Here is a 13596-nt window from a genome sequence, read left to right as displayed (position 1 = left end):
TTACAAACAAATGAAAGAAGGCAACCAAGCAATGAAATGTTCACAAACAAGAGCGATCCAAACACATATCATCACGTATCCCTATTTAAACTTCCATAAGACCCTATTTGGGGGACAATTAATGGCCTGGTTAGATGAGACAGCGGGTATTTCAGCCGTTAGAGTTTCAAGAGCGGCAATCGTGACCGCATCAGTAGATCATTTAGATTTTTTGGCGCCATTGAAAGCTAGTCACTCTGCATGTATCGAAGCGTATGTATCAGGGGTCGGTACACGGTCAATTGAGATTTTTGCTAAAATAATTGGAGAAGATTTATTGACGGGTGACCGTTATTTGGCAGGTACTTGTTTTATGACATTTGTTGTACCTAAAGGAGCTAGTTTACCGGAGAAAATCGAGCCTGAAACGAAGGAAGAACACTTTATCTGTCAGGGCTACGAAGCAAGGAAGCAAGTTAGGCAAGCAAAACGACAAGAGAGTCTTGCTCTTGCCAGTAATGTCGATTTAGATATTCCTTGGAACTAAGAAAGAATGAAACACTGATTTTCTAAACAGGAAATGAGTGTTTTTTTCTCAATGATGCTATGATAAGACTAATAAAAAAGTAAGGGTGTGATTTGTCATGGAAAAACCATCAAAAGAAGAATTGAAAAAAAAGCTATCTGCTATTGAATACGCTGTGACGCAAGAAAATGCGACTGAACGACCATTCACAGGGAAGTATGACGACTTTTACCAAGAAGGTATTTATGTTGATGTAGTTAGTGGTGAACCCCTTTTTAGTTCAACAGACAAATACGACGCAGGGTGTGGCTGGCCAGCGTTTACTAAACCAATTGAAAAGCAAGGAATCAAAGAAAACGAAGATGTCTCGTTAGGCATGCGGCGTGTTGAAGTTCGTAGTAAAGAAGCAGATTCTCATTTAGGACATGTTTTCACAGACGGACCTCAAGAGCAAGGTGGGTTGAGGTATTGCATCAATGCGGCAGCCTTACGCTTTATTCCTGTTCAAGAATTAGAGAAAGAAGGATATGGCGAATATAGATCCTTATTTGAATAAAGTGAAAGCTTATCTAGGCAGGTGAAAACTGCTTAGATAGGCTTTTTTTACTATTTCGCAGTAAAAACAAATGTTATTTCTTTATTATATAATAATGATTGCTATTTTCAGCTATATCGAGTATTATAAAAATATTCCGAAAATTAAAATTAGGAAAGAAAACAATTGTTTATTGGGGAGAAAAAGATGAAAAAAACGAATATAAAGAAATTAATTAGTGTTATGATGCTATCTACTTTAGTATTAGCAGCTTGTGGCAGCGGTGGTAAGACCGATTCAACAGACAGTAGCAACGATAGTAAAAAAGCGAGTGGGGAACAGCTTTTTAGATTGGTCGTTCAACAAGAAATGCCAAGTGCAGATCTTTCAGTAGCAACAAATACGATCAGCTTTTCAGCATTGAATAATGTGTACGAAGGGTTATACCGTTTAGATGACAAGAGCAGACCACAACCAGCTGGAGCAACAGAAATGGCACAGAAAAGCGACGATGGTTTGACATATACCTTCAAATTGAGAGAAGATGCAAAATGGTCAAATGGTGATCCAGTTGTAGCAGCTGATTATGTCTATGGTTGGCAACGGACAGCTGATCCTAAAACAGCAGCAGAATATGCTTATATGTTTGAACTAGTGAAAAATGGAGCGGATGTATCGGCTGGTAAAAAAGGCCTTGATGAATTAGGAATAAAAGCAACTGGGGATTATGAGTTGGAAGTAACATTGGAACAGCAAACACCCTATTTCGATTACTTGTTGGCATTCCCCTCATTTTTCCCTCAAAATCAAAAAATCGTTGAAAAAAATGGCAAGGACTACGCAACAACAAGTGAGGCAGCTGTCTATAATGGACCATTTACATTAACAGATTTTGATGGACCAGGAACAGATACTGATTGGTCTTACACAAAAAATGATCAATATTGGGATAAAGAGGCTGTTCAATTAGATAAAATTGAAGTAAAAGTAGTAAAAGAAGCACCAACTTCATTGAATCTTTTCCAAGATGGACAAGCGGATGATGTGATCTTAAGCGGAGAATTAGCCCAACAAATGGCAGATGATCCAGAACTTGTCATTGAAAAAGATGCTCGGACTTCTTATCTTGAATTTAATCAAAGAGACGAGAAATCACCTTATCACAATGCTAATCTAAGAAAAGCAATCTCTTATTCAATCGATCGAGATGCATTGGTTGATCGTATTTTAGGAGATGGATCAGTTGCTTCTAAAGGGTTAGTTCCAGCGGGAATGTCATTTTCACCAGAAGGCAACAAAGACTTTGCTGATGAAAATAAAAATATTTTGACTCACGATACTGAAAAAGCCAAAGAATACTGGGAAAAAGCGAAAAAAGAATTGGGAATTGATTCATTCAAGTTTGATATCGTTGGAGACGATACAGATTCTACTAAGAAAGTATTGGAGTATATCCAAGGCGCAGTGAAAGAAACCTTAGATGGCGTGGATGTAACAGTAACTAACGTACCGTTTACAGTTCGCTTAGATCGTGGTAAAAATGGCGATTTTGAAGTGATCATGGGTGGTTGGGGTGCTGATTACGCAGATCCGAGTAGTTTCACAGATTTATTTGTAACAGGCGGTTCTTATAACAGAGGACGCTACTCAAATGAAAAATATGATCAACTAGTAGAAGATTCTAGAACGACAAATGCCTCAGATCCAGAAAAACGTTGGACAGACATGCTTGACGCTGAAAAACTATTGATAGATGAGATGGGTGTTGCACCAGTTTATCAAAAAGCAGAAGCGCATATGCGTAGTAAAAAAGTACAAGGTGTTGTCGCTCATGGAGCTGGCGCAAGATATGATTATAAATGGACGTATATTACTGAATAGATGAAGAAACTGAGGATAGACTGTCACTCACAGAGTGACAGTCTATCCTTTTTTTATCTTAATAACTACACATTTTTCAAGCTACTGATTTCCTCTGATTTGTGGTAAAATAGAAACGTATGTGCGTGTAAAACGCAAGATGTGGTGAACAACAACAGTTTTTGCTTTAACCACATCGAGAAAGGTGAATTATGTACGAGTATATCATTGGTAAAGTGACCTTTATCAGTCCTTATTATATTGTAATCGAAACAAATGGAATCGGCTATCAGATTTCTGTAGGAAACCCCTATCGTTATTCTGGCAAGACGAACGAGAAAATTAAAATCTACGTTCATCAAGTTATTCGTGAAGATGCCCATCTATTGTATGGCTTTGGTGACCTAGATGAAAAACAACTCTTCTTAAAGCTGATCAGTGTGTCAGGGATCGGACCTAAAAGCGGTCTAGCAATCATGGCTTCAGATGATCATGGCGGCTTGATCAATGCGATCGAAAGTGAAGATGCTGCGTATCTAACTAGATTCCCGGGTGTAGGTAAGAAAACGGCACAGCAAATGATTTTAGACCTAAAAGGAAAACTTGGGGAACTAGAAACATCAGATGCAGCTGTGGAAGCCATGACCAAAAGACCAGATACACAATCAGCTAATCAATCATTGACTGAAGCCTTAGAGGCATTGAGCGCATTAGGCTATAGTGAAAAAGAAATCAAGCGAATTACACCAAAACTAGAAGAACTAGGCAAACAGCCAACAGATGAATACTTACGCAATGCACTGAAATTTATGATGAAACGCTAAGGAGGAATGGCTATGACAGAAGATGAAAGACTACTTTCCGCTGAAACCAGCGAAGGGGAGGAGTCTCTTGAAAAGTCGCTACGCCCGCAGTTTCTCGAGCAATATATCGGTCAAGACAAAGTAAAACAAGAGCTTACGATTTATATTGAAGCGGCCCGTAATCGTGAAGAAGCGCTCGATCATACTCTTTTGTATGGACCACCAGGACTTGGTAAAACTACGATGGCCATGGTGATTGCCAATGAAATGCATGTCAATATCCGTACAACGAGTGGACCTGCGATTGAGCGTGCCGGTGATTTAGTTGCTATTTTAAATGAACTAGAGCCAGGGGATGTTTTATTTATCGATGAAATCCACCGTTTGCCACGAATCGTTGAAGAGATGCTCTATTCAGCGATGGAGGATTTTTATGTAGATATCATGGTGGGGCAAGGAACAACGGCTCATCCAGTCCATTTCCCATTGCCGCCGTTTACCTTGATTGGAGCAACAACCCGTGCAGGTATGCTGTCTGCACCACTTCGAGATCGCTTTGGTATCATTTCTCATATGGAGTACTATGAAACTCAGGACCTAAAAGAAATCGTGTTACGTTCTGCTGATATTTTTCAAACAGAAATCGTTGAAGAAGGTGCCTTTGAAATTGCCCGCCGGTCACGTGGGACACCGCGGATTGCCAATCGTTTATTAAAACGTGTTCGTGATTTTGCTCAAGTTCAGTCAGATGGTACGATCGACCGCAGTATTGCGGATCAAGCATTGACCTTGCTGCAAGTTGACCATCAAGGATTAGATTATGTCGATCAAAAATTATTGAAAACAATGATCGAATTATATGGTGGCGGACCTGTTGGATTGAGTACCTTAGCTGTGAATATCAGTGAAGAGACTGAGACCGTTGAAGATATGTACGAGCCTTATCTGATTCAAAAAGGATTTATCAAGCGGACACCAAGAGGACGAATTGCAACGGCACTTGCCTACGAACATTTTGGGTATGAGTCTTATTATCAAGAATAATCTATTCAACACTCAATTTGTTTATTCAAACATGAATAAACAAATTGAGTGTTTTTTATTGGCAATAAAAAATAACTGTTCATTAAGACGAATTAGTTGTTTGCTACAAAGATAGAAACTATACTAAAAGAAAATAAACGCAAGGGCGTGGAGAAAATGCAAGAATTATTTGATCGAAAAGTAAAACTAGTTCCAGCAATTGTTTCGTTAGTATTATTAGGAGGTGCATTTTACTCATTATTGAATACGGCATTTATTTTGAATTTTTGTATTATTCTCATTGCAGGATTAATAGGAATGTATTTGATGTATGGTGTGGAAGGCATTAAACAATTATATTCTCCACTAAGAAAAGGTTCGGTTAAAATTATATTGATTGCCTATGTGCTAAGTTGGATAACTGCTCTCTTAGCAAAAGTTTTAGCTGGGGCAATCGGACAACCAACTGCTGCCAATCCAATCGTAGATGAATTTAGTCATGGAATAGGCCCCGCGCTTACACTCTTAGGGAAAACGTTATTCATGCTTGCAGGAGAGGAAATCATTACAACGATTCCGCTGATTTTATTGGTCCATGTAGCATTACGTTATAAAGTTGAACGAAAGACCGCTATCATTGGTTCTGTTATTTTAACAAGCCTTATGTTCGGATCACTACATTTATCGACTTATGATTGGAATTGGTTCCAGTGTTTAGTTGTGATTGGTTTGACCCGAATTCCATTTACATGGGCGACATTAAAAACGAATTCAATCTGGGCGGGCACGATCATTCATATCGCTTTTGACTGGCTGATTTTTATAGGAGTCATGTTGGGGACCTTAGCACATTAACATTCTTTTACAATTGTTATGGCTATACCAATAGGTGGTATAGCCATAACATTTTTTTGGATTACATGCAAATAATATATCTCATCATAGAAGAAGTGAGTGTTTGATTAGAAAAATAATCGTATCATTTGCACAAAATATTTTATGCTCTTATAGTTAATAGTGTACCAATTAGAAAAAAATAAGCGAAAGGATGGGAATTATGGAAAAGAACACGAGAAAAAAAGGTTTTGTGTCGTACTTGACAACGCAAGATGAAGCAGGGGTAAATATCTCTTGGGGGGCAATTATAGCGGGATTAGTTTCCTTCTTTGCGATTTTCTTTACCTTAAGTTTGATTGGTTCAGCAATTGGTTTTGGGATCGTTAAACCAACATCAGATAATCCTTTAGATGGTGTGGGTATGGGACTTATTATTTGGACAGTGGTGACATTTGTCCTTTCATTATTTTGTAGTGGATTTATAGCTGGTGTAGCAGCACGTAGAGTCGGTTTAGTTCATGGTTTTTTAACATGGGCAACGAGTGTTTTAGTATTGATTGCGATTCTTTCTTATACCGCAATCGGCGCATTTTCAGCAATCGGTTCTCTATTTGGGAATATCGCTTCAGCAACAGGCAGCACGGTGGAAACTGTCGCTTCGGGTACATCCGATGCAATCAGTAAAGGCTTTGATAAAGTCACAGACAGCGTTCAATCAGTGGATACGACAGAACTTCAAGGTCAAGTGAAAAAAGTCTTGTCTGATACGGATGTAAAAGAATTACAACCTGATTACTTACAAGATAAAATGAAAGAAGCAACTGACGAAATCACAGATGCTGGGAAAGAAATTGTCAAAAATCCCGATAACTCTGATAAAATCTTTAAAGATACTGCAGATTCTTTAGAAGCCAAAGCGAAAAAAATCGGTGATTCAATCGATCGTCCGGCAATTGCAAATGCAGTAGCTAAAAATACAGATTTATCACAAGAAGAAGCAGAGCAAGCAACTGATAATATTTACAATGAATTACAAAAAGCATCGAAAGAAACACAAACACAAATTGAAAATGCTAAAACAAGTCTTGAAGATGCTAAAGAAGAGTTGGATAAAAATATCAAAGAAGCGAGACAAACAGCAGAGGATGCTTCAAACACAGTATCTAAAGCATCAATCTGGGGCTTTGTAGCGATGGTTCTTGGTATGATCATCACTTCTCTAGCAGGTTTATGGGGTTCTAATTTAGTGAAAGACCCAGTGACTGAAAGTAAATTATAAAAGTATTCGACAACAGTACTCTGTAAAAAAAAGGCATAGCATCGCTATACCTTCAGACTGTAAACAAACTCCTAAATTTGGAGAGTTGTTTACAGTTTTTTTGTTTTATACTAATTATATAAACTATTTTAGGATTGATTCCAATGATAAAAAAAACAATCTATTGAAGGTAGCAATTAATTTGCTATGGTAGCGATCGATGATCTTCTACAAAAAAATCACTTAGTTCGAAAGATTGACACTGCAATTCAGCTCAGTTTGATTTCATTTCCCCCATTGTAGAACCTATGTATTAGACCTCTAGTTGTCCCAGTATTGAGCCAGTAATCTTGATTAACCAATAAACAATTGTTTGTTATCCGTTCTATGAAACAGACAATTAAAGAAGTTAGCACAAATAGTACTTGTGGTTGGTTTTCAGGCTATTCTTTCGAAAATTGTATTTTTACAGAAGACCACTTTGTCTACAGTCTGAGAAGCCAGTCTGATAATCAATTTCTTTTTTGTTGTTTATGTACAATTAATAGTTTTCCTCGTTTTTTTTATACTACGTAAACAAGTGTAAATACTAGGCATTGGAATCCACAAAAGAGTTTTTATTTGTTTTAAATCAAAAAAAAAGGATAATGGATGCTTTTTGTAAGAGGAAACTATTTATTTTCTATTATTATTATATCTGTTAAATGATTAAAAACAACCCTTTTTTTAATTTTCTTCTTACTTTTTTCAAAAAAGAAGAGTTTTTAACTAGATAATTACACTTTTTATTGAACGTCAAATAAGCCGTCAATTTAGAAAGGATGAATCTTATGGCACGTAAAGGTGAAAATATTTATAAGCGAAAAGATGGACGCTGGGAAGGGCGTTATAAAAAAGGACGAAAAAAGAATGGTCAATTGAAGTATGGCTATATTTATGGACAAACGTACGCAGATGTTAAATACCGTCTCTATACCTACAAATTGCATTATCATGCGCTCATTCAGCAACAAGGAGAAAGTGGCTTTTCTTATGAAGAATGGACTATTATCTGGCTTTCCCAACAACAATCTACCGTTAAAGTATCTACCTATACAACCTATCTCTATAAGTTAAAGAAATACATACTCCCGTCAATCGGAAACTGTCCATTGAATCAATTAACGCACGAAACTGTTCAAAATCTTGTGAATAGTTGGCTTCAGTACGGTCTCAAAGCTTCAACCATCCATGTTTTGTACCAACTAGTAAAAAAAACATTAAAAGATGCGACAGAACAAAGCTATTTAAAGCAAACGCCCTGTACAAGAATTCGATTACCAAAAAAAAGACAAGTACGCGTACGTGCTATGACTAAAAAGGAACAACATGTGCTAGAAAGTTGTGCGAAGGGGCTTCCCTTATACAGAGGATTATCTGTTTTATTGGCTCTGAATACAGGACTAAGAATAGGGGAAATTGCAGCATTACGTTGGACTGATATAGATTTGAAGCAGCGAATGATTCATATAACTCAAACCTTTCAACGCGTATCGTTAGAAGGTGGAATAAAAAAAACGCAACTGCTCATGGATAGTTCAAAAACAGAAAGTTCTAATCGAGTGATCCCTATTAGCACAACGTTATATAAATACCTAAAAAAGTGGAAAAAGAAGGCGCCAGGGAGTTATGTATGCTCCAATAGTGAACTGCCGAGTGAACCTCGCTTACTGACCTACTATTTCCATAAAATACGAAAACAATGCGGATTTGAGCATCTTCATTTTCATCAGTTAAGACATACGTTTGCGACCCGTTGTATAGAAACAAACTCAGATATTGTGTCGCTGAGTCGTTTATTGGGTCATACGTCTACAAAAACGACATTGGATATTTACGCCGATTCTATGGTCGAAAGTCGAATAAAAGTTATCACAAATATGAGTAAAGCATTGCAATAAAAAGTAAAAAATACTAATCATTTGTAAATAAGTAAAACAAATAAATGTAAACGTTCTCTTTAAACGCAAAATTTTTAAATAGATAATGAAAGATACTAGACTCTACTCGAATAGAGTCTAGTTAGTTGTCGTCACTTTTATTTATACGCCGTCAATCATCGTCACAAGTAGGCACAAAGTAGTATATCTGGAGGGCTTAATGGTTATTTACGTAGTATAAAAAAAACGAGGAAATCTTTTTCAAACGTCTCTTCTATATAACTATAATTTAGTTGAAATTGGAATTAAAAGGACTTGTTTGTTTACCAACAAATAATTAAAAAGATGACATATAGAAAGGAAGAGGAAGACATGCTTCATTTAGGCATTGTAGGCCAAACAAATTTAACTGATAAATGGACACATGAGTGTAAGAATAACCTCTATGATCTTATTGAAGTGAAAGACAAAGAACAGCTCGCTTACTTAGATGGCGTAGTGATTCCAATGGGAACGACAGAGCAATTAAGTCAAGTTATTGACTGGATAATTGCTTGTCGAATCAATCCAGCGGTTTTCATTTGGGTGTTCTCCGAAGTACCACTTGAAACAGAGAAAAAAATTATGATGAGTATAGGTGCGACAAATGTGATAGCTATGCCAGAAACCTTTACGTATCTATCAATGAGTATAGAGAATACGTTCGTTCGATTAGGAAATAAATATAAGGAGAAGTCAAAAAAAGAGAAAGAGACATCACGAGTAATTCAACTGAATGAACTAAATCAGTCTGTAGTTGTAAATGAAGTAGAGAAAGAGTTGACTCGAAACGAGTACAAGGTGTTGTCATTACTCTATGAAAAACCAAATACTACTGTATTATACAGCACCCTAGCAAAATCGTTGTGGCCGGGAAAGGAATTTAACATTTCACGTATAGCCAATATTGTATGCCATATACGGAATAAAATAGGAAAGAACGATACCTGTTCTATTGCGACAATCCGATCAAAAGGGTATATGTTTCGCCTGAATAACTCTTGATAAAACAGATATTGAACGTCTATGTGTTCTGGGAATTTGATTAAAAAGAGAGTATTTCAGGAGACATGTTTTTTTATGTAAGGGGGGTGATACTATTTTTTAGAAGAAACCATGTCGTACATAAGAGAGGAGGAATAAAATGAAAAGAAAAAAAACTATTTTTTTTCTAGTGGGTTTGATTGCATCATTATGTGTGTATCTATATTTAGGTGCGCCACTGATTAAAGCAGATGAAATGACTCAGTCAACTACAGAAATGGCTGCAGCTATAAAATCATCTGAAACGAGTATGTCTAAGGAAAACGGTACAACGATAGATTCCGAACAGAGTATGAAAGAACCAATTCAACCAAGAATGGAAAATATTGAAGCCTATGAACTTACTGCGAATGGTACGGGAATTGTTGCTAAAAATATAGCAAAAACGATGACAGATATCCAAGGTTACAATGGCGATATTGCCGCAATCAAACAAATGATTCTCAAAGAGACAGGTGCCAAAGCATATGGGTTATCCGGGGGATCTGTAGTGGATGTCACAGACAGTATCCAAGTATCTGACTTAAAGGGACTAGAGACCGTTTCATCGAATAATTTGCAAGAATTTCATTTAACGCTAACAGTACCGGCGACTCAGTCAGGAACAGGTAGTGCGTTGAGTAGTGACGTCATCGTATACATTGGAAATGTCGCAAAGGTAAGTAATTGGAGTCAATTAGATGCTGCTCTAATGAGCAATACGGTAACAATCGTTGATGTACAAAGTTCTATGACAAATACGGCGACTGGTAGAGCAGACCGTAATCTTTCAGACAATCGGCCCAATTATGTATTACTAGGGAATGGCTATTCGCTCGATTTCATAGGCTATTCCTATAGATGGGGCACGAATACATCCATCGTGCACAAAGCAGTAGTCGATAACGTTGACCTATATGGCGGACACTACTATGGACCTGTGACAATGTGGGATCGAAATGCCTATGGTTCAAGTATTACGTACCGCAATGTAAATTATACTGGATCACAATTGACCGCTTCTTTCCAAGCTGTTCTGCGCTTTGAAGGGAAAAATGTGATTAAATCGAAAGCTACTCAGTATACATCCTATAATGGGACAGTCCGAAATATGGCTGATACAAACCAATCTGGTTTGGAGTCACACACACTAGTATTTGCATCCAATACAGATACGACTATTGAAGCAGAAAACGGAGACGGTGTGATCTTAGGTAGCTGGTATTCTGACTGGGATACGGTCGCTACTATTCAACCGTCATTAACACTTGAAGAGAATGCCACCGCCACGATTCGTACATTAGGCAATACAGGGGAAACCAACTCTTGGCAAACAAATGGAGGAAGTATTCCGTCCGTCATCAGTGTACAAAGAAATGGAAAAATCGACGTTGGGAAAAATGCTAATCTAAATGTTGAAACGGCTGATGGTACGACACGTGTACCAGTTCGTTTGGGTTATCAGGCAGCAACATCGCAATGGACAACGAGTATCAATCTTGAAGACAGTAGTAATTTCAATGTAACGATCAATGGACCAATCAGTAACACCAATTCTCGTGCGGGATTCATGCTTCAACAAAATTCAGCAATCAATGTGGGAGATAATGCAGAGATGGTCATCAATGCCAATCAAATGACCACTGGAGCACCAGTTATTTCGATGGGACAAAATGCCAAATTTGATGTCGCCCAAAAAGGAAGTCTCGTCTTGAACAAAAACGGAGGAACTGGTCGTCTTTTGGATCTTTCAACGGGATCGAAATTCCAAGTAAAAGACCAAGGTGTGACGAAATTCACTTCTACTAATGAAGGGGCCTCTACTAGTTCAATGATTTATGGTGGAAGTGGGTCATCCTTTATCATTGGTGATAAAGGAACATTTGAGTCTGTGATAAAAGAGGGTACAGGCGTAAGGAATATGTTGGATTTTGGTAGTAACACGACATTCCAGTTTTCAAATGCACAAAAAATCGATTTGGACTCACGTGGCAATACTAACGTAAATCTGATTAATATGACGAATCCAGGTACGTTTACTGCGGATATCCAAGAGGTTTCTGCTTGGAGTAAAGCAGATGCTAGCCAAGCAACGCCAACTTTCCATTGGACACCAATGTATGGTATGTCAATCAAGTACAATGGTACTACTACAACAAGTGTAGTAGGAAATAGTATTACTAACGCTATTCAGAAAAGCTTTGTAGATAATTATCGGACAGAGAATTTTTCTAGAATTGTATACGACTATATTCCGGACGTTCTTGTAGGATTTGACCAACCAAGCGACAATAAGACACTGGAAAGTGGACAAAAACTAACGGGAACGGTCAATAATAATGCATTGATGCTCTTTTATCTTGTAACGGATGAAAGTGATCCAAGTACAGATGTCCTATTGACAGCACCTACTGTTACCTCTCCTATAGAAGGAGATACACGTAAATTTAATACGATCGCCGATAATAATGGGAAATTTACATTTGATTTACCAAGTAGTGTAACGTTAAAAGCAGGCCAAAAAATCAAAGCATACGCTTGGTTAGATGGTAAAGACAGTTATGCACTTCAAACGGTCGCAGATAAAACACCGCCCGAAGGAGAATCTGTCAACTATCAGGTTGCGTTGAACGGCCCAACACCAACTGCAGATAAATTCGTAAAAAATCCGACTGATTCCAATCCAACGCCACAAAACTTCACGTATGCATTTAATGCTGAAACGCCACAATCAACGGTCGAGGGCTTTATGAGTCAAATTGGCGAACATACAGTGAAAGTGGATTTATTCGATGAAGCAGGCAATAGGACGACCATCGTATCAAAACTTACAGTGAATAAAGTGATAGACGGTTCTGATTTTAATGCACCGTATAAGGACATTCGTGACTTATCCGATGATCAATTAAAAAGCTATATCCTTGAGCAGAGTCAATCAACGGCGTATAAAATTGTTGATGGGCAGAAAACGGATATCAGTTCTTTGATAAAAGTAACTGATTTTGGCGGATTGAATGAGACTGAAAATCTTCGGCCTAAAGCATATCCAGTAACATTGACGATAAAAGCAGCAGATTCAGGATTAGCAACAGATATCTCAATAACAATCAATGTGACGGTTGTTGACATGGATGCTGTATTACGTGTTGAATTTGTGAATGAAGCGAATCAAGTGCTTTCAGGTTACACAGTAACTATCAATACAATAGTAGGCAATACCGTAGACTTAACGACAAATGATGCCGTTCAAACCCAAGTAGAAAATGTCACCGCTGCAGGGTATGACATCGCGGAACGTCCAGCTAACGAGAACGCAATCACAATCGATAATACGGCAGTTACTGTACAGTACAAGCTGCAAGGAGTCTTAAGTCTGACATCCGTGCCCAATGCCCTTGATTTTGGAACCTTGACATACGATGCAATGACTAAACGCGTGGAAGATCCATCTTTCGACGAGCAATTAGTCGTAACGGATACACGAGCAGATGCTAAAAATGGTTGGCGTATGACCGCATCTTTATCTACACCAATGCGCAACAGTGAAGGACAAGAATTGGTTAATGCCTTGCGCTATATGAATCAAGGCAAAGAAACAATATTATCTCAGGATGCACAGGTGATTTACACTAATACTAAAGGTACAGCTGGTAGTTATGCCATCAGCGATGGTTGGGGTAAAACATCTGATACAGACGGGATAAAACTCCAAATCAATTCCTCTGATACGGTATATACGGGAGATTATGTCGGCGTCATTACATGGAAAGTGATGGCAGGACAACCATAAAAGG

General features: G+C 37.9%; 10 protein-coding genes and 1 pseudogene. All 11 read left to right on the top strand.

Going from position 1 to position 13596, the window contains the following annotated elements:
- Window positions 1-31 precede the first annotated feature (31 nt).
- The 11 genes and pseudogenes from IGJ55_RS15615 to IGJ55_RS15565 all read left to right on the top strand — a co-directional run bounded on the left by IGJ55_RS15615 (window position 32) and on the right by IGJ55_RS15565 (window position 13592).
- Window positions 32-526 carry an acyl-CoA thioesterase gene (locus tag IGJ55_RS15615; RefSeq protein ID WP_069640347.1) on the top strand — a complete coding sequence of 165 codons (495 nt, stop codon included), beginning with the start codon at window positions 32-34 and terminating at the stop codon, window positions 524-526.
- A gap of 97 nt (window positions 527-623) precedes the next feature.
- On the top strand, window positions 624-1061 hold the full coding sequence (gene msrB / locus IGJ55_RS15610) for a peptide-methionine (R)-S-oxide reductase MsrB (protein WP_429948380.1): 438 nt from the start codon (window positions 624-626) through the stop codon (window positions 1059-1061).
- Between the two features lie 186 nt (window positions 1062-1247).
- Window positions 1248-2921, top strand: coding sequence for a peptide ABC transporter substrate-binding protein (locus tag IGJ55_RS15605; protein ID WP_429948382.1), 1674 nt, complete (start codon window positions 1248-1250; stop codon window positions 2919-2921).
- Window positions 2922-3112: 191 nt separating this feature from the next.
- Window positions 3113-3724, top strand: coding sequence for a Holliday junction branch migration protein RuvA (gene ruvA, locus IGJ55_RS15600; RefSeq protein WP_429948384.1), 612 nt, complete (start codon window positions 3113-3115; stop codon window positions 3722-3724).
- Window positions 3725-3736: 12 nt separating this feature from the next.
- Window positions 3737-4747, top strand: a complete 1011-nt coding sequence (gene ruvB, locus IGJ55_RS15595; RefSeq protein WP_069640343.1) for a Holliday junction branch migration DNA helicase RuvB — start codon at window positions 3737-3739, stop codon at window positions 4745-4747.
- A gap of 156 nt (window positions 4748-4903) precedes the next feature.
- On the top strand, window positions 4904-5581 hold the full coding sequence (locus IGJ55_RS15590; protein ID WP_069640342.1) for a CPBP family intramembrane glutamic endopeptidase: 678 nt from the start codon (window positions 4904-4906) through the stop codon (window positions 5579-5581).
- Window positions 5582-5783: 202 nt separating this feature from the next.
- On the top strand, window positions 5784-6842 hold the full coding sequence (locus IGJ55_RS15585; protein WP_207121262.1) for a hypothetical protein: 1059 nt from the start codon (window positions 5784-5786) through the stop codon (window positions 6840-6842).
- A gap of 186 nt (window positions 6843-7028) precedes the next feature.
- Window positions 7029-7286 (top strand): annotated as a pseudogene (locus IGJ55_RS15580) (IS5/IS1182 family transposase); the annotation flags it as partial.
- Between the two features lie 365 nt (window positions 7287-7651).
- The gene (locus tag IGJ55_RS15575) at window positions 7652-8761 is read left to right on the top strand and encodes a tyrosine-type recombinase/integrase (protein WP_429948390.1); all 1110 of its coding nucleotides are present in this window, start codon (window positions 7652-7654) and stop codon (window positions 8759-8761) included.
- Window positions 8762-9112: 351 nt separating this feature from the next.
- Window positions 9113-9784: a winged helix-turn-helix domain-containing protein gene (locus IGJ55_RS15570; RefSeq protein WP_069640339.1), complete on the top strand. Its 672-nt coding sequence runs from the start codon at window positions 9113-9115 to the stop codon at window positions 9782-9784.
- 139 nt (window positions 9785-9923) lie between these two features.
- Window positions 9924-13592 (top strand): pectate lyase-like adhesive domain-containing protein, encoded by a 3669-nt coding sequence (locus IGJ55_RS15565; RefSeq protein ID WP_429948392.1) that lies wholly within the window; start codon window positions 9924-9926, stop codon window positions 13590-13592.
- The last annotated feature ends 4 nt before the right edge of the window (window positions 13593-13596 follow it).

The organism is Enterococcus sp. AZ170 (assembly GCF_050545135.1).
Lineage (GTDB): Bacteria > Bacillota > Bacilli > Lactobacillales > Enterococcaceae > Enterococcus_L > Enterococcus_L ureilyticus.
The sequence above is the reverse complement of the archived record's forward strand: the minus strand, read 5'-3'. Positions and strand labels throughout refer to the sequence as shown.

What these genes read in the sequence shown, in the direction of transcription:
- IGJ55_RS15590 (WP_069640342.1), top strand. Translation starts at nt 4,904, where the DNA reads ATGCAAGAATTATTTGATCGAAAAGTAAAACTAGTTCCAGCAATTGTT.
- IGJ55_RS15605 (WP_429948382.1), top strand. Translation starts at nt 1,248, where the DNA reads ATGAAAAAAACGAATATAAAGAAATTAATTAGTGTTATGATGCTATCT.
- IGJ55_RS15585 (WP_207121262.1), top strand. Translation starts at nt 5,784, where the DNA reads ATGGAAAAGAACACGAGAAAAAAAGGTTTTGTGTCGTACTTGACAACG.
- IGJ55_RS15570 (WP_069640339.1), top strand. Translation starts at nt 9,113, where the DNA reads ATGCTTCATTTAGGCATTGTAGGCCAAACAAATTTAACTGATAAATGG.
- ruvA (WP_429948384.1), top strand. Translation starts at nt 3,113, where the DNA reads ATGTACGAGTATATCATTGGTAAAGTGACCTTTATCAGTCCTTATTAT.
- IGJ55_RS15615 (WP_069640347.1), top strand. Translation starts at nt 32, where the DNA reads ATGAAATGTTCACAAACAAGAGCGATCCAAACACATATCATCACGTAT.
- IGJ55_RS15565 (WP_429948392.1), top strand. Translation starts at nt 9,924, where the DNA reads ATGAAAAGAAAAAAAACTATTTTTTTTCTAGTGGGTTTGATTGCATCA.
- msrB (WP_429948380.1), top strand. Translation starts at nt 624, where the DNA reads ATGGAAAAACCATCAAAAGAAGAATTGAAAAAAAAGCTATCTGCTATT.
- IGJ55_RS15575 (WP_429948390.1), top strand. Translation starts at nt 7,652, where the DNA reads ATGGCACGTAAAGGTGAAAATATTTATAAGCGAAAAGATGGACGCTGG.
- ruvB (WP_069640343.1), top strand. Translation starts at nt 3,737, where the DNA reads ATGACAGAAGATGAAAGACTACTTTCCGCTGAAACCAGCGAAGGGGAG.